This window comes from Stenotrophomonas sp. C9D9 (genome assembly GCF_056491205.1).
Genome location: NZ_JBSZIF010000006.1, coordinates 415,702 through 437,236, shown reverse-complemented (window position 1 = coordinate 437,236; position 21,535 = coordinate 415,702). Strand labels below are relative to the sequence as shown.

The window sequence follows — 21,535 nt, the reverse complement described above, 5'->3', positions numbered from 1 at the left end:
ACCCAGGTGATACCGGGTGGAACGAACCGATGCGCGCTGACCGCCGCATCATGTCTGCCGGTCCAGCCAGGGACTGACACGCAAGAAGGCGCCGGCCTTGCGGCCGGCGCCCTTTTCAACAGTACCCCTGGATCAACGGCCGACGCCGGTGGTGCAGGTGTTGGCGTTGCTCAGGCCGGTGGTGGCCGAGGAGGAAACCAGGTTGGCGGCAACCGCTTCACGCCAGTCCTGGGTCAGCGGGATGAAGCCGTGCGCACGCACCGCAGCATCGTTGTTGCCGGTAGCGCCCACGTTGTAGTGGTTCTGCAGGAAGTCGCGGATCGCATTGCGAGCCAGGGCGACGCGGTAGCACTGGCCGAACACCAGATTGGTGTAGCCAGCGATCGGATAGCCCGCCGACGGGTTGGTGAACACCGGCACCCACTTGGCTGGGTTGGCGATGTCGGCAGCCGTGGACGGCGGAGCGATGGTGTTCAGGGTGGCAGCAACGCTCACTTCATCCGGCGAGTAGCCCTTCAGCTTGGCAACCTTGGTCGCGTCCTGCAGGTTCGGGATCACGTCCGGGCCGACATAGCCGATGCGGCCGTCAGCAGCGTACACCGCGTTGTACAGCGCGGTGCCACCGGTGGCCGGCGCGGCGACGAAGTTCGACGGCACGGTGGTGAACAGGTTGGCGAAGGTCGACTGCACCGAGAAGGCCGGCGCACCGTTGGTCAGCTTCAGGTTGGTGCCGGCAACGTCGCCCGGCTGGCAGGCGCTGGTCAGGAAGCGGGTCAGCAGCTCGCTGGTGCCGCTGCTCTCGCCACGATAGATGACCTGGATCGGGCCGGTGCGGCCGGTGCCGGTGTCGGCCCAGTCAGTGATCTTGCCCGAGAAGATGCCGCAGGCCTGGGTCACGGTCAGGTCAACGGCCGAGCCGGCCTTGTTGAACGGAATGGTGACCGAGGTGGCGACGGACGGCATCTGCAGCAGCGGACCGAACTTGGTGGTCGAGGTCGCGGAGTTGTAGGTGGCGTTGTAGGTGTCGATTTCGGTCTGGCTCAGCACCGAGTCGCTGCCAGCAAAGTGGACGTTGCCGGTGCCGGTCGGGATGAACAGCGCGATCTTGTTTTCCAGGAACGCCTTCTTGCCGGTGCCCGAACCGGTCACGGCGTAGCTGAAGTTCGACGGCAGGATGCTGTCGGCCTGGCCCTTGTACAGATCAGCCGGCAGCGAGGCGCCGCCGCCATTGACGAGGGACTGCTGCGCCGAAGCAGCACCGGCGGTGGCGAGCAGCGCGGTGGCAACCAACGCGGCCAGGGTCTTGTACTTGTTCATGATCTTCTCCTGAAGGGTTTACTGCGAAGGGAAACACCAAGGGAGGAACGGTCACTACACGCCTGCTGCCGCCGAGGGCCTCCCAGCCCACTCTGCGGCGACGTGTCCATGCTGGTCCGCGCCGATGACAGGCCGCTTAAGAAACCTGTGGAAGATCGAAAAAAGGTGTGGAGGATTGTGTGGAGAATCGATGTCATCGGATCCACGCCCTGCGTGGATGCACCGCATGTGACGCGCGTCGCGCGATCCTTCCACGCATGGCGTGGATCTACTGCACCAGCTGGTTCATTTCCATGATCGGCATCAGCACGGCCAGCACGATCGTCAGCACCACGCCACCCATCACCAGGATCATGGTCGGTTCCAGCAGTGCGGTCAGTGCCATCGCGCGACGCTCGATCTCGAAGGCATGGAGGATTGTGTGGCGGAATCCAGATGTCAGTAGATCCACGCCCTGCGTGGATGCACCGCATATGACGCTTGTCGCGCGATCCATCCACGCATGGCGTGGATCTACTGCACCAGCTGGTTCATTTCCATGATCGGCATCAGCACGGCCAGCACGATCATCAGCACCATGCCACCCATCACCAGGATCATGGTCGGTCCCAGCAGCGCAGTGAGCGCCATCGCGCGACGCTCGATCTCGAAGGTCTGGAGGATTGTGTGGCGGAATCCAGGTGTCAGTAGATCCACGCCATGCGTGGATGCGCCGCATATGCCGCGCGTCGGGTGATCCATCCACGCATGGCGTGGATCTACTGCACCAGCTGGTTCATTTCCATGATCGGCATCAGCACGGCCAGCACGATCGTCAACACCACGCCGCCCATCACCAGGATCATGGTCGGTCCCAGCAGCACAGTGAGCGCCATCGCGCGACGCTCATCTCGAAGGCATGGAGGATTGTGTGGCGGAATCCAGATGTCAGTAGATCCACGCCATGCGTGGATGCACCGCATGTGGCGCGCGTCGCGCGATCCATCCACGCATGGCGTGGATCTACTGCACCAGCTGGTTCATTTCCATGATCGGCATCAGCACGGCCAGCACGATCGTCAACACCACGCCGCCCATCACCAGGATCATGGTCGGTTCCAGCAGTGCAGTCAGTGCCATCGCGCGGCGCTCGATCTCGCGCGAGATCGTCTGTGCGGCGCGGTCCAGCAGTGGCGCCAGCGAACCGGTCTTCTCGCCGCTGGCCACCAGGTGCATCAGGATCGGCGGATACACTTTCTGCACCTTCAACGCAGCACCCAGTGCCGCGCCTTCGCGTACGCGTGCAGCCACATCATCGGCACAGCGCGCCAGCAGCGTGTTTCCCAGGGTCTGTCGCGCTGCTTCCAATGCACGCAGCAGCGGCACACCCGCATCCAGCAGGATCGCCAGTGTCGAGGCGAAGCGCGCACTGTTCACGCCCAGCACGAAGCGTCCGACCATCGGCAGCCGCAGCAGCATCGCATCCCAGCGCAGGCGCAGTTCGGGCTGGCGCAACGCCAATCGCCATGCCACCACCATCGCAGCGATGGCCAACCCCACCCACACGCCCCAGCTGCGCAGGAACGCGCTGGCGGCCAGCATCACCTGGGTCAGCATCGGTAGCGTCTGCCGCGCCTGCACGAACGCGGTCACCACCTGCGGCACCACGTAGCTGAGCAGGAAGATCACGATCGCCACTGACACCAGGCTGATCGCCGCCGGGTAGATGAAGGCGGTCAGCACCTTGGCCTGCAGCGCATTGCGCTCTTCGATGTAGTCGGCAAGGCGCTCCATCACCCGCGCCAGGTCGCCGGAGTCCTCACCGGCGCCCACCAGCGCCCGGTAGATCGGCGGAAAATCACGTGGCCGTGCAGCCAATGCCACGGTCAGGCGCTGGCCGGCACGCACGTCGGCGCGTACGGCGGTGAGTGCCTGGGCCACATGCGGGCGCTCGGCCTGTTCGATCACCGCACTCAATGCACCTTCCAACGGCAGGCTCGCGGCCAGCAGGCTGGCCAGCTGGCGCGTGGCCCAGGCCAGCTCGCTGGCGGACAGCCGGCGCGTGCCCCAGCCACTGCCCGCACTGCGCGCCGCGCTGACCTGCACGGGCGTCAGCCCACGACCGCGCAGCACCTGGCGCGCGCCGCGCGGGCTGTCGGCGTCCAGCTGGCCCTTCTCGATGCGGCCCTGCGCGTTGGCGGCCTGGTAGTCGAACAGTGCCATGCAGGCCTCAATCGTCGCCGGTGACGCGCAGGATCTCTTCCAGCGTGGTCACCCCGCTGTCGACCCAGCGCTGGCCATCCTTCCGCAAGGTCCGCATGCCGGCACGCCGCGCCGCCTCGCGCAGCGCAGGTTCACCCTGCCCTTCATGGATCAGCGCGCGCACGCGATCGTCCACCACGAACAGCTCGTGGATGCCGGTACGCCCCCGGTAGCCGCTGTTGGCACAGGCCGCGCAGCCCACCGTGCGCCACACGGTACGGCCGTCGCCATCCACCTCGGCACGCCGGCATTGCGTGCACAGCCGCCGCACCAGCCGCTGCGCCAGCACGCCGCGAAGCGACGAGGCCAGCAGGAACGGCTCCACGCCCATATCGGCCAGGCGGGTCACTGCCGAGATCGCATCGTTGGTGTGCAGCGAGGCCAGCACGCCATGGCCGGTCAGCGACGACTGCACCGCAATCTGTGCGGTCTCCAGGTCGCGGATCTCACCGATCATGATGGTGTCCGGGTCCTGGCGCAGGATCGCGCGCAGCGCCGTGCCGAAGCTCATGCCGATACGCGCGTTGACCTGGATCTGGCCGATACCGGCGAAGTCATACTCCACCGGGTCCTCCACGGTGAGAATGTTGCTGGTGCTGCTGTCGAGCTGGCCCAGCGCCGCATACAGCGACGTTGTCTTGCCACTGCCGGTCGGCCCGGTGACCAGCACGATGCCATGCGGCTGCCGGATCAATCCGGTGAACGTGGCCAGGGTGTCGTCGGCCATGCCGAGGCGCTGCAGCTGCAGGCGACCGGCATCCTTTTCCAGCAGGCGCAGCACAGCACGCTCGCCATGCCCGGTCGGCACCGTGGAGACACGGATATCCAGCGGCCGCCCGCCCACCCGGATCGCGATGCGCCCGTCCTGCGGCAGGCGCTTCTCGGCGATGTCCAGGTGGGCCATGATCTTGATGCGCGACACCAGTGCCGCGTGCAGTGCGCGCCGCGGCTGCACCATGTCGCGCAGGGTGCCGTCCACCCGGTAACGCACCACCGAGTGGGTCTCGAAGGGTTCGATGTGCAGGTCGCTGGCGCCATCACGCGCGGCCTGTGCCAGCAGCGCGTTGATCATGCGGATCACCGGCGCATCGTCCTGCGCATCCAGCAGGTCGGTGACTTCCGGCATGTCCTGCATCAGCCGGTCCAGATCGACTTCGCTTTCGGCGGCACCGACCACGGCAGCGGCATCGCCGCCGTCACGATACTGCTCACCCAGCCGCTGCTGCCAGGTCGCCGCATCCAGGGCCTGGAACGGCAGCGGACCATGCCGGCGGCGCAGTTCGGCCACGGCCCACGCCGCGGTGTCGGCGGTGCCCAGCAGCACCGGCTCGCCGCCAACTTCGGACAGCATCACGCCATGGCTGCGCACCCAGGCGTACGGCAGTGGCGCGGCGGCGCTCACGGCCCGATCACCAGTTCCGGCGTGTAGCCGAGTCCGCGCAACTGCTGCAGCGCCGGGTCCAGCGTCGCCGGATCGCGTGGCAATCGCACGCGCAGGCGTTGCCCGCTCTCGCCGGGCGTCGCTTCGGCATAGGCCTGCAGACCCAGTGCCCGCACCTGTGCCACGCCCTGGCTGGCACGGGCCGGGTCCAGCCCCTGTGCGAACTGCACCAGCTGCGCATCGCCGTCACCGGACGGGTACAGCGCCGCCAGACTGCTGTTCTGCAGCGGCTGGCCCTGGCCATCGCGCGCATTGCCCTGGCCGAGTACAGACAGGTCCTGCGGCGGCAGCTGCGGTGCCGACAGCGCCGGCAATGCCCAGCTCTGCACCGGTTGCGCGCCGGCCTGCGCGTTGCGCATGTAGTCGTAGCGGTCGCGGGTCAGGCGCTGGCCGGCGGCCGGGTCACGCACCACGTGCGGGCGCAGGAACACCATCAGGTTGGTCTTGGCGCGCTTGCGCGTGTCGCTGCGGAACAAGGCACCCAGCACCGGGATCTTTCCCAGCCCCGGCACCGCATCACGGCCATGGCTGACGCTGTCTTCCAGCAGGCCACCCAGCACCATGATCTGGCCATCGTCCAGCAGTACGCTGGTATCCAGGGCCCGCTTGTTGGTGATGATGCCGGCCGTGCTGTTCGCGCTCTGCGCGTCGATGCTGCTGACTTCCTGGTAGATGTCCAGCTTCACCGTGCCGCCCTCGGAAATCTGCGGGCGTACCCGCAGCTTCAGGCCCACGTCCTCGCGCACGATGGTCTGGAACGGGTTGTTGCTGCCACCACCACCGTCGGTCACGTAGCGGCCGCTGACGAACGGCACGGTCTGACCGACCATGATGCTGGCCGCTTCGTTGTCCAGCGTCATCAGGTTCGGCGTGGACAGGATGTTGGCGCCGCCCTTGCTCTGCAGCGCGTTGGCCAGCGCCTTCATGTTGAGGATCTGGCCGACACCGGGCAGGTTGATGGTGCCGTCGATGACGCCGATCTTCAGGCCGTCCTTGGGCAGCACGTCCAGTGTGGTGCGTGCGGTGGTGTTCAGCCCGCTGCCGCCGGTGGTGCCGCCGAAGTGGGTGCCGCCGAAGGTGCGGCCATTGCCCAGCATCCACTGCACGCCCAGTTCGGCCGCGTCGGTCTGGTTGACCTCCACGATCAGGCTTTCCACCAGCACCTGTGCACGGCGCTGGTCCAGCTGGTCGATCACCCGCCGCAGGTTGCGGTACACCGGTTCCGGCGCCGAGATCAGCAGCGTGTTGGTGGCCACGTCCGCCTGCACCGAAATACCGTTCTGGCTGAAGCCGGTGCTGCCGGCGTCGATCGGGTCGCGGCGGTTCGGGTCCAGCCGCTGCGATTCCAGCGCATTGCCACCGGTCTTGGCCTGCTGTGGCTGCGACGGCTGCGCGGGTATGGAACGGTTTGCATCGCCGGGCAGTGGCGTGATGCCTTCGTTGCTGCCCATTGCCGGTGCATCGCTCTGCCCGGCCACCACGCCGCGCAGCACGCCGGCAAGCTGATTGGCCTGGGCATTGCGCAGGTAGACCACATGCAGGTTGCCGGACTCGTCCTGCGCGCGGTCCAGCTTCTCCACCAGCTGCCGCGCCAGACGGGTGCGGCCGGGACTGCTGGAACGCAGCAGCACGCTGTTGCTGCGCGGGTCGGCCATCACCACCACTTTCTGGCTCGGTTCGGCGCCCTGCGCATCCAGCAGCGGCGCGACCATCGCCGCCACGTCAACGGCAATGCCCTGCTGCAGCTTCACCACATCGGTGTCCATGCCGGCCGGCGTGTCGACGCTGGCGATCACCTGTGCGATGCGTTCCAGGTTGTCAGCATAGTCGGTGATCACCAGGGTGTTGTTGCCCGGGTTGGCAGTGATCGGATTGTCCGGGCTGATCATCGGCCGCAGCACTGCCACCAGCGCGGCCGCGTTCTCGTAGCGCAGCGCGAAGGTGCGCGTGGCGATCTCGCCCCCTGCACCGCCGCTGCCCACGCGCCCACCGAGCAGCTTGGCGTCAGCTTGCGGCACCACCCGGCTGACGCCGCCGTTCTCGACCACCGCGAAGCCGCGCATGCGCAGTGCGCCCAGCAGCAGCTGATAGGCCTGGGTACGGCTGACCGGGCCATCGGAGACCACCGTCATCTTGCCGGTCACCCGTGGGTCGACCAGGAACTGGCGGCCGGTGAACCGTGCTGCCATGCGCAGCACGCCACCGATATCGGTATCCACCAGGTTCAGCTGCACCGGCTCATCGCGGGTGTCCTGCGCTGCCACCGGCGCCGGCACGTGGGCCATGCCCACGATCAGGGCCAATGCAGTACTGCAGGCAAGGCTGCGCATCGCCCTCATGGATGGGCACCCGCAGTGGCCACCATCACGATGTTTCCGGAAATCCGTGCCGCCGGCATGTTCGCATCCCCTGTGCGTGTCAGTTGCAGCTGCTGCAGCTCGATGGCCGGGTCGGCCAGCAGCGGCAGCAGCCAGTTCCATAGCGCGTCGGCGGGCACCGCCTGCACCTGCAGGTGCCAGCGCCCGTCGCGCGCTTCGATATGCAGGCCGTCGGCAAGGCCGGCGGATCTGATTCCGTCCCGCAGGCTGGCCAGCGTCGGGTGCTGGCCCTGCGCCTGCTGCTGGCGCTCACGGGCGCGAAGCAGCGGCGCCAGTGCGCGGGACTGCGCCTGCAGCCGTGGCAGTTCGGCCTGCCAGTGCGTGCGCTGCTTCAGCAGGGGCTCCAGCCACAACGACCACAGGCCCGCTGCCAGCAGCGCCACCACCATCACCCACAGCATCAGCCGGTCGCGCGGTGGCAGGCGCTGCCAGCGCTGCTGCAGGCCCGCCACTCCCTCGCCCAGCCGCAGGGTACGGGCGGTCACTGTCCAGCTCCGCTCACCCGCAGGCGCCCACCGGCGTCGCGCGCCAGCTGCAGGCCCTGCACCTGCACCGCCTGCTGCCAGTGCTCCAGGCGTTGTGGATCATCGGCCAACGCCTGGGCATCGGCATCCAGCTCCATGTCCAGCTGGCCGGGCTGGTAGTGCAGGCTGCGCACCTGCCCCGCCAGCTCCGGAACGGCCTGCAGCGTGCTGGCGACCTGCCGTTGCAACGGTGGCAACGGCGGCGCCGGCGGTGGCACCGCCAGAGCACGCCGTGCCTGCAGCACCGGATCCACCACATCGGTGATCTCCGGGAAGCGTGCGTTGAACTGCCGCGCCATGTCCTGTTGCAGCGCCTCGCCCTCGATCCGCCAGCGCGAGACCTGCAGCTGCAGGCCGAGTGCGGCCAGCAGCACTGCCGCCAACGCGAGGCCGATCGCCAGGCGTGGCGCTTTCCGACCCGCACCGGGCAGCGGCAATGACCACCCCGGCAGAGGGCCACCCGCCTGCCGTTCATGCGTAACGGCGGTGGCCGGCAGGCTGTCCGGCCACGCCGGCGGCACGCTGTCGATCCATTGCACGGCCTGCACGCCGGCCTGCTGCAGGCGCACCGCCAGGGCCTGCATCACGGCACATGCGTCGCGTCCGCCATACCATTGGACGAACCCACGATCGCGCCCGCTGCGCACCAGCAGGTGCTCGCCGCTGACCTGCAGCGTGGCCTGTCCGTCCTGCCACGGCAGCAGCAGCGGCGTCGGATACAACGCCTGCAGCTGCAGTGCGCACGAGGCCAGCAGCTGCTGCGCCTGCAGGACCGCCTGCTGGCCGAGCCAGGCCACCGGAACCGTGCCGTCAGCCGCCTGCGCACCGTGGGCCAGCGCCACCTCCTGCAGGTCATCCAGCAGCATCGCCTCCACCTCGCCCTGCAGCGCCGACTGCAGGCGCCGCCCGGACAACGGCGGCAGCTGAAGTTCCAGCAGGATCAGGTCGTGCGGATCGAGGCAGGCGCGCACCGTCGCCTTCGGATGACGCAGACCCAGTGCCGTCAGCGTGTCGCGGCCGTGTGCCACTACCTCGCCCTTGTGCAGCTGCACCCAGTCCACCGTGCTGTCGGCACGCAGGCACTCCAGCGCCGGCAGGCGCACCCGAAGCTGCACGTTCATGCGCCGATCCTCGTCCACACGCGCTGCACGCGCGCTCCATCGTCGCGGTATTCGCGCCAGAGCAACGCACGGAACTCGACCGCACTGCCATCGGCCTGCACCCGGCCGACCGCAAGGAACCACTCGCTATGGATGCCCAAGGGAAGCACGGCCATCTGTTCGTTGCTCAATTGAAGTCGATTGGCGATGTCGCCGCGGTTGAGCAGCCAATGGCCGCCGTCGCGCTCACCGAGCAGCGCCTGCAGCCGTGCCGGCTCGACCGCAGGCGTCACCGCCTGCAGAACGCTCAGGTCGCTGGTGTTGGCGTTGACCAGGGTCTGCGCCGGCAGCACCACGGTGCGCCGCGCCAGCGCCTGCAGTGCCACCGGATCGGCACCGGCCAGTGCCTGCGCGATCAGTGATTCGCGCGGCAGTGGGGCCTGCGCCAGGATGTCACCGTCGCGCAGGCGCGCCTGGATGTGGTCCGCCGCGGATGCGCAGGCGCCCTGGCCCAGCCCTTGTGCAGCACACAACGCGATGAACGCGCGTCGCGCCTCGGGGTCCGGCCGGCCATGCGCCAGCAGGTTGCGCAGGTTGAACATCGACTGCGCATCCACCAGCTGCAGCTGCACCGGCAACGGCGCCTGCAGCGTCAGCGGACGCGTCCAGCGTCCGCTGCGCACCGTGGTCAGCTGCTCCTTTACATCGTCACGCAGCTGCTGCGCCGCGCGCTCCAGGGTGGCATCGACCGCCATGCGCACCTGCGCGCGCAGCTGGTCACTACGCAGCGCGCGCAGCTGCGCCGACTGCCGGGTCAGCAGTGCAGTGGCAATCACCGCCACCAGTGCCACCACCAGCAGGGCGACAATCACCGCCATGCCACGCTGGCGGGCGCACGGGACCGAACGCGTCCGGGCTGTCATCAGCACGCCTCACAGCTGCCAGGAGCCGATATCCGCGTTCCCGGCGTCGCCACCGGGCTTGCTGTCCGCACCCAGCGAGAACACATCGATGTCGCCATGGGTTCCGGGACTCTGGTACTGGTACGGATGGCCCCATGGGTCATTCGGCAGGCGATCCAGATACGGTGTCACCGGCATCGCACCGCTGCCCTGCGGCGGCTTCACCAGCGCCTGCAGGCCCTGCTCGGCGCTGGGATAGCGGCCATTGTCCAGCTTGAACAGTTTCAGCGCCTGCATCAGCGCGGCGATGTCCTGGCGCGCCGCCACCACGCGCGCCTGGTCGGGACGGTCCATCAACCGCGGCACGATCAATGCCGCGAGAATGCCGATGATCACCACCACCACCATGATCTCGATCAGGCTGAAACCCTGCTGCCGAGCCCTGCGACCACCCACCTGCCTTGCCATTGTTCCGCCCTCGTCATCCTGGAAGAGACCGCTGCGCCATGGTCAGCGGTGCATGTGTCAGTACGATAAACATCCGCCGGCAATTCGCTGCGCATGTGCCTGCGTGGGCGCAGGGGCAGCCGGTACGCGTGCCGCCTCGAACAGGTGGGGTGGCACACTGGCCAGCGTTTCGTCGATGCAGCCGCGCAGCAGCGGATGCGCGCACGCCTGCAGCAGGCGCACGCACTGCATCGGCGACCACGCGGTGCCATGGTCGAGGCCGATGAACGTCCGGTAGGCCTGGTGATAGCGCAGATCGTCGTACACGCGCTGCGCACTGTTGAGATCACGCACGACCACCAGCAGGGCCGCACGTTGCAGCAGCCGCACATCGCCTGCATCAAGCGGCAGCGCGTTCATGGCCGCTTCGGGCCAGGGCCGCAGCTGCAGATCGAGGGCGCGCCGCAGCGCCGCCAACGGATGCGCGCTGCTGTCCAGTGCCGCCCAGCGCGCCGCATCGGCCCAGGCATCACTGGAGAGCATCCAGACCCACGAGTGCCCGTAACGTTGCACGTTCAAGGGCGTGTGCCGCGCCTGCTCCAGTGACTGGCTCAGGTGGCGATCCAGCTCCAGCATGCTGATCCTGCGACTGTCTGCCATCTGCGTCGCCCGTGCTCCGCGACGCGTGGTGCGTCGTACTCTGGAGAAGACGTCAGCAAGGCAGGTGAAGCGACAGCGCGAATGCAAGTCTGTGCGCTGGGTGGTGCTTCATCGGCAACGTCATCGCAACGTCATGCGCCTGAAAGCTTCGCGCTGCAGGCGCGGTGCGTCACCGCCGCAGCGGCGGGCCAGTACCGCCACGTCGCTGCGCGCGGCGAACGCGACCAGCGCATCGGTCATGTCCACGTCATCGCACCATGACGCCATCGCAATGCGCACCGCTGGCAGCTGCCAGCCGTCCATCACCCCGCGGGTGCCCGCCACGAACCAGTGCCACAGCCGATGGTGCAGCACCTGCTCGTGCAGCTGCGCGAGATCCTCGATGCCATGCATGTCCATCAGCAGCAGTGCGCGTGCAAGCGCCGCAGGCGGCAACGCACCGGTTTCAGCCAGCGGCAACACCTGCTGCTGCAGGCACAACAGCATCGCCAGCGGGTGCGACTGCGGATCGAAGTCCAGCAGCACAGCCTGTTGCTGCCACTGCGCGTCGGACACCACACACACCCATGGCGAGCCGTAGCGGTGCACCATCAAGGGCCGTCGCTGCGTGGTTTCCAGCAACGCCGACAGATTGCGGCGCAGATCCAGCACACCGATGGTCTCGTTGCGCATCCTTGGCGTCTCCTTGCTTGCAACAGCCCTGCGCGGCGCGCACGGCCAGCGTCTTCACCTAACCAAGGACGGCAATGCCACCCGGAAAGCGACGCAGATCCAGCGACATCGTCAGTCGCAGCTGCTCCAGCGCCGCGTCCGGATCATCGATGCGGAAGCGGCCGCTGACCGGGGCGCGCGCCAACGCCGATTCGCCGAGCAGCACCTTGCCGCGGCGGTAGCGGTTGATTTCATCCACCACCTCGCGCAATGGAGCGCGGCGGAATACCAGCATGCCTTCGGTCCAGGCACTCACTTCCGAGGCCACGGCTTCGGCCACCACGCCACTGAGGCGCTCGTCGTACTGGGTCTGCTGGCCCGCCTGCAGCTGCAGGCGGCCCTGCGGATGCTCGATGCGGGCGCTGCCCTGCAGGCAGGTCACCCGTACCTGGCCGTGGGTGTTGCGCACGTCCAGGCGCACCGCACCTTCATCGGCAATCACGCAGCCCGGCCCCGCGAACAGAGCCAGGCGCAGGCCGGCCTGGGTTTCGATCGCGGCCTGGCCCTGCACCAGTTCGAAGCCTTCGCCCTGCGCATCCGCACGGCGGCGCAGGCTGCTCTGCGTATCCAGCTCGATCTTCAACTGTGGCGAAGGTGCGATCTGCAGGCGCTGACCGGTACCGGTGTGGAAATCGGCCGTCATCGCCGTCACCGAGGGCCACAATCCCAGCGGCGGGCGGATCGCCGCCACCACCACCAGGCTGGCCGGTGCGGCAATCGCGGCGCCCAGGAAGGCACGCCGGCTCCAGCGCTGGGCCGGTGTCGGCGCGACCGGTTGCCGTGCTGCGGCAGGCAGCTGCTCACCGGCCAGTCGCACCTGTTCCCATTGCTGGCGCGCCCGGCCGAATGCTTCGCGATGACGCGGATCGGCCTCGCACCACGCGCGGAACCTGCGCCCGTCGGCCGCAGTGGCCTCGCCCGAGGTCAGCCGCACCACCCACGCGTGGGCCTGACGCTCGACGGCATCCAGCGGGCGTTGCGGGCGATCGTCAGGATCCATTGGGGCTCATGCCGGACCCGCACGCTGCGGGGTTCTGCTCGGCGTCAAAGTGTAGACGGATGCCGCCGCTCAGAACCGCACCTGGCGCCCCTGCCCGCTGCGCTCGGCCAGATAGTCCTGGGCCGCCTTCAACTCACGCTGTACAAGCCGCAACGACACGCCGAGGTGATCGGCGACGTCGCGCTGCTGCAGGCCGTCGACGCGGATCGCCAGCAGGATGCGGCGACGACGCTCGGGCATGCGCTGCAGCAGACCGACCATGTCTTCCAGCGCGAAGTCGAGTTCGGCCGCCTGCGCCGGGCCCGGTGCCGGGTCGGCCATGTCCATCAGCGTCTCCACCTCTTCCAGGCTCAGCAGACGGTGGTCGGCACGCTGGCGGTCGATCACGGTATTCATCGCCATGCGCAGCAGGTAGGCCGCGGGGTTCTGCACCGCATCCAGGCGGTCACGGCGCGCACTCAGGCGCATCCAGGTGTCCTGCAACGCGTCGCCGGCCAGCTCTTCCGAGCCCAGCTTGCGCACCAGCCGGCGTTTCAGCTCGTCGTAGGCACCCAGAAGGTGGTCCATCAGGTCAACTGCCCCAGCCGTACCGTTGCTCATGTTCGAATCCTTGAAGTCATGGAAGGGGCGCGCGCCGGCCACAGTCGTGGTCGGTGCCGGAAGGACGGATCTGCAGGGTCACCGGCTGCGGCAGCGCAGCGGCATCCGGCGCCAGCACCAGGCCCTGCAGCGCCTGCAGCAGGCGTGCATCGCGGCGGGCACTGCCACTGCCGGACAGCAGTTCGGGCTGCTGCACCTGGCCTTCGCCGTCGACGCGGAAGCGCAGCGTTGCGGCATAGCGGCCGGGCACGATCTCGGGGTCGTCACAGAACGCCGCGCGCAGGCGCTGCTGCAGGCCGCCATAGCGGCGCCGACGCTCGGCCTCGGGAAGGCCGGTGCCAACATCCGCCTCGGCCGCCGACTGCCCGCCCCGGCGCAGCACCACGCGCTGCTCGCCGATCACCTCGGCCTCGATACCGGTGTCCTGCAGCAGCATCTGCAGCGCAGGCAGCGGCGCCAGGCTGGCGCGCAGCGCATGGCTGTTGCGGCCTGCGGCAAGGTCGCCCGGGTACATCACCGACCACCCGCTGATGACACTGAAACGCTCGACCGCCTGTTCCAGCGGCTGCGCGGGGATGTCGTAGGCATGAACACCGTCCTGCGCCACAGCGGCAAAGGACAGCAGCAGCCATGCGGCGATGGCCACCTTCCAAGTTCTGACCGCATGGTGTCCATTCAGCCCCCTGACGTAGAACACATGACCCTCGGCAGCGACAGCAGCTGCAGTGGACGCGCGGCACGACCGGAACCCCGGCCCGCGCGCGACCAGCAAGCGGGCTCAAACCGTACCGGGGACACATGTCATTGCGATGACCGCCGCCTACGGCCGGCGGCGTGACTGGCTCCATGAAGCCAGTCACGCATCGGGCATCAATGAATCGAACAGACCACGCTATCTACGCACGGGGGTCAGAGCCCGTTGCGCAGCAACGGGATCCGACCCCGTGCCGGCCAGAACGTGTCGACCAAGGTCGACACCCACCAAGAGCAGTTCATGCCGTTCCGACAGATCGCGGAAATCTGTCGAAGGCGGGGTGGGTCCGGTTGCAGGGGTGTCCGCGGCATGGATGCCGCGGCCAAGCCCCCATGGACGGGTTTACGGCGTCCCCTGCTACCGGACCCACCCCGCCATCCCACGGAATGCACGCTGTTGCTTCGGCTGTTGCTCCTGAGGTTGCCGGCCAGCGGCCGGCACTACCGCGGGTGCCGGGTGCAACCCGGCCGGAAACCCCCATCCTCAAAGCGGCAGCTGGGTGGTCTGCTTGATCCGCTGCATCGGGATCTCGGTCTTGGTGTTCTGCACCCCGGCAATCCGGTTCAGGTGCTGCATCTGGAACTGCCGGTAGGCATCAAGGTCCGCCACCGCCACCCGCAGCAGGAAATCGCAGTCGCCGGCCATCAGATGGCATTCAAGCACTTCCGGGAAAGACTTGATGCTGTTGATGAAGTGGTTGGTGGTGTCCTCGTCCTGCCCGCGCAGCCACACCCGCACGAACACCGTGAAGCCACGGCCCACCTTGGCCTCATTCAGCAGGGCGACGTAGCGGTCGATGTAGCCGCCTTCCTCCAGCAGCCGCACCCGTCGCAGGCAGGCCGAGGGCGAGAGGCCCACCAGCCGGGCCAGCTCCAGGTTCTGCAGCCGTCCGTCACGCTGCAGGGCGTCGAGGATGCGGCGATCAAGGTTGTCGAGCTGATACTGCATGGGATTTCACCGTTGGCGACATTGGCCGCATGGAATCTCAATATTCCCGAATCGAATGGCATCAACGCAACCCGATTTCGCGATCAGGCCGCTAGCATGGGCCACCCCCACCTTGTTGTGCCGTTCGATGGACGCCCGTACCACCCTCCCCCTGCCCGACACCTGCGATACCGCCCCGCGTGCCGAATTCCTGCGTGGCCTGCGCGCCGCCGTGCCGGTGATGATCGGCTTCATCCCCTTCGCCCTGGTGCTCGGCGCGCAGGCGGCCCAGAAGGACCTCAGCGCCCTGGAAGTGCCGCTGATGACCGGCCTCAACTTCGCCGGCGGCTCGGAGTTCGCCGCCGTCGAACTGTGGACCTCGCCGCCGCACATCGCGCTGATCGTGGCGATCACCGCGCTGGTCAACAGCCGCCACCTGCTGATGGGCGCCAGCCTGGCCCCGCTGCTGCAGCACCTGCCGCGCCGCCGCGTGCTGCCGGCGCTGTTCTTCATGTGCGACGAGAGCTGGGCGATGGGCGTGGCCGATGCGCGCCGCCGTGCGCTCGGCTTCAGCCTGGCCTATTACCTGGGCGTGTCGGCAGGCCTGTACACGGTCTGGGTGGCCTGCACCGCATTGGGCGCGATCGTCGGCCCGATGCTGGGCGACATCCACGCCTATGGCTTCGACATGGCCTTCCCAGCCGTGTTCCTGGTGCTGCTACGCGGCATGTGGCAAGGCATGAAGGCGGCGCGGCCGTGGCTGGTCAGCCTGGTGGTGGCCGCGGCCACTTACCTGCTGATCCCGGGTGCGTGGTACGTGGCCAGCGGCGCACTGGCGGGCCTGGCCGCGGCCTGGCTGCTGGCGGAGGACGCAGCATGATCTTCAACGGCCTGATCCACTGGACCTCGGTGCTGACCATCGTGCTGATGGCCGCCGCCACCTACCTGACCCGCATCGTCGGCTTCCTCGCCCTGCGCAACCGCAGGCTGAGCAAGCGCGCGGTAACGGTGATGGAAGCCGCGCCGGGCTGCGTGCTGATCTCGGTGATCGCGCCCGACTTCGTCGCCGACAAGCCCGCCGACCTCGCCGCGCTGGCGATCACCCTGCTGGCCGCCACGCGGCTGTCGATGCTGCCGACGGTGCTGATCGGCGTGGTCTCGGCGGGTGTGCTGCGCTATCTGATGGGCTGATGCGCCCGCGAGTTCCCCACGTGGTGTGACTGGAGGCGCAAGTGTCGCCATTGGCGCGACCTGCGCATGTGTCTGGCGCGTCGAATGAGGCCCGGAGCCAGCTACCGGAGGTCCTTGAAACAATTCCGATTGCCTGATCGAGCCTGAGCCGGTACGGATCGACCGCCGAATCAGCAGGTTGAGCTGATCGGTCAATCGACGTCCAACGTGGAGATTACCAATGAGCAATCTGCGAGTTGTCGTGGTAGCAATCGGTATCACCCTCGTCTCTGCTGGCTGCGGGCCGATGGAGTGGCAGTTGAGCGCATCGTGCGAAGAAACCAAGAAGTGCCGGATAGAAGGCAGGATTGGAGGCAAGATCGGCGGAGGCGAACGCGATGGCCTACCTTGGTTCGAGCGAGTTCTGCTGGCGTCGACATCAGAAGTACCAGATGCCGCGCAGTTCGAGATCGACGTCTCGGGTTCATCCATAGCCTTCCCAGCCAATGGATCTGTAACCCTGCTGTTGTTTGATGGCCGGCAAGGAGCCACCATCGCCGCCAAGCAGTTCCAATGGCATCGAACAGGAACCGTCCTCCGGCTTGTCGATCCGGATGGTGCGAACGCCTGGGCCGCATCTGCGTCCGGTCCAGCGACCGAGTTGAGATACGACCTCGCAGCATTCGATGTAGGTGCAGCCCCTGGACCAAACACCATCGCGGCGGCCTCTCGATACGGCGGAGCCACCCGGGCGGCTTCAGTCTCGGAATTTCAAGTCTGTACGAAGTATCCATCGCCGTATCAATGCGGGCTGACCCCCTGATGCAGCGCCGCCAGTCCAGGCGTACCCAACCGGGCTCCATCGTCGGGCACTACGCTGGGCTGGCGGCAATCCTTGTGGCCACAAGTGCGTGCCAATCCCTCCAGCTGCCTGCCCGGAACCTGGTCAGCACCGATGGAGGGTATGCCACCCTGCTGCGAGGCCCTTCCTCGCATCTGAAGATCAGCACAGTGTCAGTGCTACCCGGCCCGGAAAGCTCGGAGTATCCCAACCGATCCATCGAGTGCGGGCGATCATCCATTGCAACCCGGGTTTTCTGGGCGGATGGAGCGCTTTCGGCCATGCAGGCGTCACGGCTCTGCGAGGCGGCTGCACGATCCGCTGGACTGCCGCTCCAGGCCAATGGGCAGGAACGGACGCCTGTGCGCTATCAGCTCACGATCGTGAGTGACGGCGGCGGTATCTGGCGACAACTGCCAGGACCAGAGCGGCCGGGCCAGGTGGTCAGCTTCTGGTTTCCCTCCAGCCCGGACGCTGATTCGCTGCGCAGGCGGGTGATCGCCACCACCGCGCATGAATTCCAGCATATCGCCACCGCATTGTCAGGGCAGCCGCGGCGTAGCGGGCAGCGGGAACCAGACGCCTATCTGGCAGGTGCATGTGCGCAGTTACTGATCGAGGGCACCCTTGCGCGCGCGAACCTCCCGGACGGACACGATCCGCGAGCTGATCCGTTCCTGCCATCCGCCGCCAGGCGCTCTGCGCATGCCGGCAGTACGACCGGGGCAGCACTGCTACGGTTCTTCGGTGACGCAGACACCTTGCACATCAATGAAGGAGGTCGCCACCTCGTGCAGCATTGCCACGAGACGATCGGATTTCCCCTGCAGCAGTGAACGCTCCCTGCGACACCCGGTCGCAGGTCATCGCGCCACCTACTTGATCAATGTCAAACCGCCCGCCGCCGTGCGGGCGTATTTCTATGCAGGACCCGAACACGCCGGCGTTACCGGCATCCACAAGGACCCTGCGATGAGCTACACCCCCGACAACGCCCAGCTGCTGAACGCCATGCAGAACGTCATGGTGATCTCCACCACCGACCTGCAGGGCAACATCACCTACGCCAACGACCTGTTCTGCACGCTCACCGGCTTCGCCCGCGAGGAGCTGATCGGGCAGCCGCACAGCATCGTGCGCCACCCGGACGTGCCCAAGGCGGTCTACAAGGACATGTGGGACACCATCAAGGCCGGCAAGACCTGGACCGGCATCGTGCCCAACCTCGGCAAGGGCGGCGTGCTCTACGTGGTCGACACCACCGTGCAGCCGCTGTTCGACGCCGACGGCAACATCACCTCGTACATCAGCATCCGCCGCGTGGTGAACGATCTGATGCAGAACTACGACCTGGTCGAATTCAGCAAGGAAAAGTTCGACGATTTCTACGAGGCCGCGTGAACGCCCTCCCGACCAGTACGCCCTTCAGCCGCCTGCTGGTGGGTTTCGCGTCCGAGTCGGGCAATGCCCGCGCCCTGGCCCAGCGCCTGGGCGCGGACCTGCAGCCGCACGCGCCGCAGGTGCTCCCGTTCAACGACATCGACGTGGCCAGCCTCGGCCACGGCGACGTGCTGCTGGCGATCTCCAGCTCGTTCGGCGATGGCGAACCGCCGGCCAACGGCGAGCAGTTCTTCGAAACGCTGCGCCAGACCTCAACGCTGAGCGGCCTGCGCTATGCAGTATTCGGCCTCGGTGACACCGGCTACCCCAGCTTCTGTGGCTTCACCAAGGCGCTGGACGCGGCGCTGAGCGAGCGCCAGGCGCAGCCGTTGCTGCATCGGGTGGACGCCGACCTGGGCTACGAGCAGTTCTTCCAGCAATGGCAGCCGGTGCTGGGCCAGGTGCTGGATGGCGACCTCAACGCTGGCCAGGACCTGCACCTGCAGGTCACCGCCTATGGCGAAGACAATGCCTTTGCCGCCCCCATTCTCGAACGTCGCCGCCTGAACAGCAGCGACCCCGCCGCCTGGCACCTGCAACTGGATATTGCCGGCAGTGGCATGGCCTACCGCGCGGGTGACACCTTGCACGTGGTACCCGAGAACGATTCCGCCCTGCTGCAGGCATTGGCTACCTGGTACGGCGACACCGCCACCGTGGCCGCCCTGCACGACCGCGAGCTGCGCCTGCTGAGCAAGGGCGTGCTGCGCGAACTGGCCAGGCTCGGTGGCAGCGAGGTGCTGAAGGGCCTGCTGAAGGTCAGCCAGAAGCGCGAGCTCGAGGCCTACCTGCACGGGCTGGACCTGCTGGACGTGCTACAGGACCACGCCACGCCGGACAGCGTGCCGCTGGCCCGCCTGCGCGAACTGCTGTCACCGCGCCTGCCGCGCGCCTATTCGATTGCCTCGCACCGCTGCAACGACCAGCTGAGCCTGTGCGTGCGCGAAGTGCGCTACACCTTCCGCGGGCGCGAGCGCTTCGGCACTGCCACCGGCAGCCTGCTGCATGGCGCTGACCATGCCCGTGTGTACTGCCGCTCCAACCCTGGCTTCCATCTGCCCGATACCGGCGAGGCACCGCTGCTGCTGGTCGGCACCGGCACCGGCATCGCACCGTTGATGGGCCTGATGCAGGAGCTGCAGGCCAGTGCCTGCGAACGCGAAGTGCACCTGGTGTTCGGCGAGAAGCACAGCCAGCACGACTACCTGTATCGCGAGCAGCTGCAGGACTGGCACGCGCGTGGCGTGCTGGCCGGCCTGCATACCGCGTTCTCGCGCGATGGCTCCGAAAAGGTCTATGTGCAGCATGTGCTGCAGCAGCGCGGCGATGAAGTGCGCGACGTACTGGCCCGCGGCGGGCATCTGTACCTGTGCGGCAACAAGAGCCATCTGGAAGGCGCGGTGCGCGGGGCCATCGATGCCATCCTCGGCGAGGGCCATTGGGACGCGCTGCGTGGCGAAGGCCGCACGCACTGCGAGTTGTATTGATCCATCACCACTGGACCGTACGAACCCTGGATCGGTAGAGCCGGCCGCTGGCCGGCTGCTCTGGATTCCACGGTTGCCGGCCAGCGGCCGGCACTACCATCAGATGCAACCATTCATCGCCTGAGCGTCGTGGAACCTCTGAACCGGTAGGGCCGGCCCCTGGCCGGCTGCTCCGGATTCCACGGTTGCCGGCCGGCGGCCGGCACTACCATCAGATGTAACCAACCATCGCCCGTGCGTCCATCACGGATCAACCGCCGACGATGCGACCGTCCACCATGCGCGCCACCTGCTGGCCGAACATGGCCACATCCTGCGGATCGTGGCTGATCAACAGCAACGGGATACCAGTCTTGTCCAGCACGGTCTCCAGCTCCTGGCGCAGGTGCTGGCGGAGGTCATGGTCCAGCGCGGAGAACGGCTCATCCAGCAGCAGCGCCTGCGGCTGCGTCACCAGGGCGCGCGCCAATGCAGTGCGCTGACGCTGGCCACCGGACACCTGGGAAGGCAACAGATCACCCACCGCGTCGATGCGGAATGCATGCAACCACTGCTCCACCACATCGAAGCGCTGGCCGACCCGCGGATTCAACCACCCCTTCTGCAGACCGAACGCCACGTTCTGGCGCACGCTCAGGTGCGGGAACAAAGCGTAATCCTGGAACACGTAGCCCAGCCGGCGGCGTTGCGGCGGCAGATCCACACCGGTGGCCGCATCGAACAGGGTCTGACCCTGCAGGCGCACATGGCCCTGGCCCGGCCGCAGCAGCCCGGCCACTGCCTTCAGGGTCAGGCTCTTGCCCGCACCGGAGGGTCCGAACAGCACCACCTGCCGCTGCGTGCACTGCAGCGACACGTCCAGCACGAAATCCTGGCCGGCCGCCTGCAGCCGACGCTGCACCTGCAGATCAAGCCACATCGCGCAGCTCCCGGCGATGCCCGCCCACCAGCCGCGCGGCCAGCAGCAGGATCACGATGCACACCACCGAGGTCAGGATCACCAGCGCATTGGCCTTGCCGTCCTGGCCGGCCTGCACCGCCTCGTAGATGGCGATCGACAGCGTCTGCGTGCGGCCGGGAATGCTGCCTGCCACCATCAGCGTCGCGCCGAACTCGCCCATCGCACGTGCAAACGCCAGCAGCAGCCCGGCGAGGATGCCACGCCAGGCCAGCGGCAGCGTGATGCGGAAGAACACCGCTGCTTCGGTCACCCCGAGCGTGCGTGCGGCCTGCTCCAGCTGCCCGTCCACTTCCTCGAACGCCGCGCGCGCCGGCTTGAACACCAGCGGTAGCGACGCCACCGCCGCAGCGATCACCGCCGCCTGCCAGGTGAACACCAGGTTGATGCCGAACCACGACTGCAGCCACGCGCCGATCGGTCCGTTGCGGCCGATCAGCACCAGCAGGTAGTACCCCAGCACCGTCGGCGGCAACACCATCGGCAGGGTCAGCAGCGAATCCAGCAGCTCACGACCAGGAAATCGCCGCCGCGCCAGCAGTGCGCCCAGTGCCACGCCCAGCACCAGATTGATCGCGGTGGCCCAACCGGCCACCTTCAGCGACAACCCCAGCGCGCTCCAGTCGAGATCCATGCC

General features: G+C 67.5%; 22 protein-coding genes and 3 pseudogenes. 6 read left to right on the top strand and 19 right to left on the bottom strand.

All coding sequences use genetic code 11. The annotated features are described in order from the left end of the window. Positions 1-132 precede the first annotated feature (132 nt). From ACXI0D_RS17530 to ACXI0D_RS17450, 17 genes and pseudogenes are all read right to left on the bottom strand, one after another. Positions 133-1,317 carry a PstS family phosphate ABC transporter substrate-binding protein gene (locus ACXI0D_RS17530; protein ID WP_101765577.1) on the bottom strand — a complete coding sequence of 395 codons (1,185 nt, stop codon included), beginning with the start codon at positions 1,315-1,317 and terminating at the stop codon, positions 133-135. A 268-nt stretch (positions 1,318-1,585) separates the two neighbouring features. Further along, positions 1,586-1,720 (bottom strand): annotated as a pseudogene (locus tag ACXI0D_RS17525) (type II secretion system inner membrane protein GspF); the annotation flags it as partial. A gap of 110 nt (positions 1,721-1,830) precedes the next feature. After that, positions 1,831-1,965 (bottom strand): annotated as a pseudogene (locus tag ACXI0D_RS17520) (type II secretion system inner membrane protein GspF); the annotation flags it as partial. Positions 1,966-2,075: 110 nt separating this feature from the next. Further along, a pseudogene (locus tag ACXI0D_RS17515) lies at positions 2,076-2,204 on the bottom strand (type II secretion system inner membrane protein GspF); the annotation flags it as partial. 115 nt (positions 2,205-2,319) lie between these two features. Continuing rightward, positions 2,320-3,519 (bottom strand): type II secretion system inner membrane protein GspF, encoded by a 1,200-nt coding sequence (gene gspF / locus ACXI0D_RS17510; RefSeq protein WP_479642863.1) that lies wholly within the window; start codon positions 3,517-3,519, stop codon positions 2,320-2,322. 7 nt (positions 3,520-3,526) lie between these two features. Beyond that, positions 3,527-4,960, bottom strand: a complete 1,434-nt coding sequence (gene gspE / locus ACXI0D_RS17505) for a type II secretion system ATPase GspE (protein WP_479642862.1) — start codon at positions 4,958-4,960, stop codon at positions 3,527-3,529. Beyond that, a complete protein-coding gene (gene gspD / locus ACXI0D_RS17500) occupies positions 4,957-7,338 on the bottom strand; it encodes a type II secretion system secretin GspD (protein ID WP_479642861.1) in 2,382 nt (793 codons plus the stop codon). The genes gspE and gspD overlap by 4 nt, the downstream gene beginning before the upstream one ends. Further along, complete coding sequence (gene gspM / locus ACXI0D_RS17495; RefSeq protein ID WP_049444703.1) at positions 7,335-7,862, bottom strand: type II secretion system protein GspM; 528 nt, start codon at positions 7,860-7,862, stop codon at positions 7,335-7,337. The genes gspD and gspM overlap by 4 nt, the downstream gene beginning before the upstream one ends. Continuing rightward, positions 7,859-9,022 carry a type II secretion system protein GspL gene (gspL, locus tag ACXI0D_RS17490; protein ID WP_101765581.1) on the bottom strand — a complete coding sequence of 388 codons (1,164 nt, stop codon included), beginning with the start codon at positions 9,020-9,022 and terminating at the stop codon, positions 7,859-7,861. Before gspL ends, gspM begins: the two co-directional genes overlap by 4 nt. Continuing rightward, positions 9,019-9,924 carry a type II secretion system minor pseudopilin GspK gene (gene gspK / locus ACXI0D_RS17485; RefSeq protein WP_458220817.1) on the bottom strand — a complete coding sequence of 302 codons (906 nt, stop codon included), beginning with the start codon at positions 9,922-9,924 and terminating at the stop codon, positions 9,019-9,021. The genes gspL and gspK overlap by 4 nt, the downstream gene beginning before the upstream one ends. Before the next feature lie 9 nt (positions 9,925-9,933). Beyond that, the gene (gene gspG / locus ACXI0D_RS17480; RefSeq protein WP_087922756.1) at positions 9,934-10,371 is read right to left on the bottom strand and encodes a type II secretion system major pseudopilin GspG; all 438 of its coding nucleotides are present in this window, start codon (positions 10,369-10,371) and stop codon (positions 9,934-9,936) included. Positions 10,372-10,428: 57 nt separating this feature from the next. After that, a complete protein-coding gene (locus ACXI0D_RS17475; RefSeq protein ID WP_479642860.1) occupies positions 10,429-10,986 on the bottom strand; it encodes a hypothetical protein in 558 nt (185 codons plus the stop codon). Positions 10,987-11,130: 144 nt separating this feature from the next. Next, positions 11,131-11,682: a hypothetical protein gene (locus ACXI0D_RS17470; protein ID WP_479642859.1), complete on the bottom strand. Its 552-nt coding sequence runs from the start codon at positions 11,680-11,682 to the stop codon at positions 11,131-11,133. 58 nt (positions 11,683-11,740) lie between these two features. Further along, positions 11,741-12,721, bottom strand: coding sequence for a FecR family protein (locus ACXI0D_RS17465; RefSeq protein WP_049444695.1), 981 nt, complete (start codon positions 12,719-12,721; stop codon positions 11,741-11,743). 69 nt (positions 12,722-12,790) lie between these two features. Beyond that, a complete protein-coding gene (locus ACXI0D_RS17460) occupies positions 12,791-13,321 on the bottom strand; it encodes an RNA polymerase sigma factor (RefSeq protein ID WP_032961748.1) in 531 nt (176 codons plus the stop codon). Between the two features lie 16 nt (positions 13,322-13,337). After that, complete coding sequence (locus ACXI0D_RS17455) at positions 13,338-14,018, bottom strand: TonB C-terminal domain-containing protein (protein WP_049444693.1); 681 nt, start codon at positions 14,016-14,018, stop codon at positions 13,338-13,340. 540 nt (positions 14,019-14,558) lie between these two features. Continuing rightward, positions 14,559-15,023, bottom strand: coding sequence for an Lrp/AsnC family transcriptional regulator (locus ACXI0D_RS17450; RefSeq protein WP_005413654.1), 465 nt, complete (start codon positions 15,021-15,023; stop codon positions 14,559-14,561). A 127-nt stretch (positions 15,024-15,150) separates the two neighbouring features. On the opposite strand from ACXI0D_RS17450, the gene ACXI0D_RS17445 reads away from it, so the two are divergent. From ACXI0D_RS17445 to ACXI0D_RS17420, 6 genes are all read left to right on the top strand, one after another. Beyond that, a complete protein-coding gene (locus ACXI0D_RS17445; protein WP_479642858.1) occupies positions 15,151-15,882 on the top strand; it encodes an AzlC family ABC transporter permease in 732 nt (243 codons plus the stop codon). Beyond that, positions 15,879-16,193: an AzlD family protein gene (locus tag ACXI0D_RS17440; protein WP_101765585.1), complete on the top strand. Its 315-nt coding sequence runs from the start codon at positions 15,879-15,881 to the stop codon at positions 16,191-16,193. Before ACXI0D_RS17445 ends, ACXI0D_RS17440 begins: the two co-directional genes overlap by 4 nt. Positions 16,194-16,413: 220 nt before the next feature. Beyond that, positions 16,414-16,995, top strand: coding sequence for a hypothetical protein (locus tag ACXI0D_RS17435; RefSeq protein ID WP_147416385.1), 582 nt, complete (start codon positions 16,414-16,416; stop codon positions 16,993-16,995). 380 nt (positions 16,996-17,375) lie between these two features. Next, positions 17,376-17,849, top strand: coding sequence for a hypothetical protein (locus tag ACXI0D_RS17430; RefSeq protein WP_101765586.1), 474 nt, complete (start codon positions 17,376-17,378; stop codon positions 17,847-17,849). Between the two features lie 136 nt (positions 17,850-17,985). Beyond that, positions 17,986-18,414, top strand: coding sequence for a PAS domain-containing protein (locus tag ACXI0D_RS17425; RefSeq protein WP_005409905.1), 429 nt, complete (start codon positions 17,986-17,988; stop codon positions 18,412-18,414). Further along, positions 18,411-19,940: a flavodoxin domain-containing protein gene (locus ACXI0D_RS17420; RefSeq protein WP_479642857.1), complete on the top strand. Its 1,530-nt coding sequence runs from the start codon at positions 18,411-18,413 to the stop codon at positions 19,938-19,940. The genes ACXI0D_RS17425 and ACXI0D_RS17420 overlap by 4 nt, the downstream gene beginning before the upstream one ends. Before the next feature lie 250 nt (positions 19,941-20,190). Here the strand turns inward: ACXI0D_RS17420 and ACXI0D_RS17415 are convergent, their stop codons facing one another. Together ACXI0D_RS17415 and modB are read right to left on the bottom strand one after the other, a co-directional pair. Further along, positions 20,191-20,859 (bottom strand): sulfate/molybdate ABC transporter ATP-binding protein, encoded by a 669-nt coding sequence (locus tag ACXI0D_RS17415; protein ID WP_101765588.1) that lies wholly within the window; start codon positions 20,857-20,859, stop codon positions 20,191-20,193. Further along, positions 20,849-21,532, bottom strand: a complete 684-nt coding sequence (gene modB, locus ACXI0D_RS17410) for a molybdate ABC transporter permease subunit (RefSeq protein WP_479642856.1) — start codon at positions 21,530-21,532, stop codon at positions 20,849-20,851. The genes ACXI0D_RS17415 and modB overlap by 11 nt, the downstream gene beginning before the upstream one ends. Positions 21,533-21,535: the final 3 nt, after the last annotated feature.

Coding starts and splice junctions, on each gene's coding strand:
- ACXI0D_RS17530 (WP_101765577.1), bottom strand. CDS start 1,317: ATGAACAAGTACAAGACCCTGGCCGCGTTGGTTGCCACCGCGCTGCTC.
- gspF (WP_479642863.1), bottom strand. CDS start 3,519: ATGGCACTGTTCGACTACCAGGCCGCCAACGCGCAGGGCCGCATCGAG.
- gspD (WP_479642861.1), bottom strand. CDS start 7,338: ATGAGGGCGATGCGCAGCCTTGCCTGCAGTACTGCATTGGCCCTGATC.
- gspL (WP_101765581.1), bottom strand. CDS start 9,022: ATGAACGTGCAGCTTCGGGTGCGCCTGCCGGCGCTGGAGTGCCTGCGT.
- gspK (WP_458220817.1), bottom strand. CDS start 9,924: ATGACAGCCCGGACGCGTTCGGTCCCGTGCGCCCGCCAGCGTGGCATG.
- gspG (WP_087922756.1), bottom strand. CDS start 10,371: ATGGCAAGGCAGGTGGGTGGTCGCAGGGCTCGGCAGCAGGGTTTCAGC.
- ACXI0D_RS17475 (WP_479642860.1), bottom strand. CDS start 10,986: ATGCTGGAGCTGGATCGCCACCTGAGCCAGTCACTGGAGCAGGCGCGG.
- ACXI0D_RS17470 (WP_479642859.1), bottom strand. CDS start 11,682: ATGCGCAACGAGACCATCGGTGTGCTGGATCTGCGCCGCAATCTGTCG.
- ACXI0D_RS17465 (WP_049444695.1), bottom strand. CDS start 12,721: ATGGATCCTGACGATCGCCCGCAACGCCCGCTGGATGCCGTCGAGCGT.
- ACXI0D_RS17460 (WP_032961748.1), bottom strand. CDS start 13,321: ATGAGCAACGGTACGGCTGGGGCAGTTGACCTGATGGACCACCTTCTG.
- ACXI0D_RS17450 (WP_005413654.1), bottom strand. CDS start 15,023: ATGCAGTATCAGCTCGACAACCTTGATCGCCGCATCCTCGACGCCCTG.
- ACXI0D_RS17445 (WP_479642858.1), top strand. CDS start 15,151: ATGGACGCCCGTACCACCCTCCCCCTGCCCGACACCTGCGATACCGCC.
- ACXI0D_RS17440 (WP_101765585.1), top strand. CDS start 15,879: ATGATCTTCAACGGCCTGATCCACTGGACCTCGGTGCTGACCATCGTG.
- ACXI0D_RS17435 (WP_147416385.1), top strand. CDS start 16,414: ATGAGCAATCTGCGAGTTGTCGTGGTAGCAATCGGTATCACCCTCGTC.
- ACXI0D_RS17425 (WP_005409905.1), top strand. CDS start 17,986: ATGAGCTACACCCCCGACAACGCCCAGCTGCTGAACGCCATGCAGAAC.
- ACXI0D_RS17415 (WP_101765588.1), bottom strand. CDS start 20,859: ATGTGGCTTGATCTGCAGGTGCAGCGTCGGCTGCAGGCGGCCGGCCAG.
- modB (WP_479642856.1), bottom strand. CDS start 21,532: ATGGATCTCGACTGGAGCGCGCTGGGGTTGTCGCTGAAGGTGGCCGGT.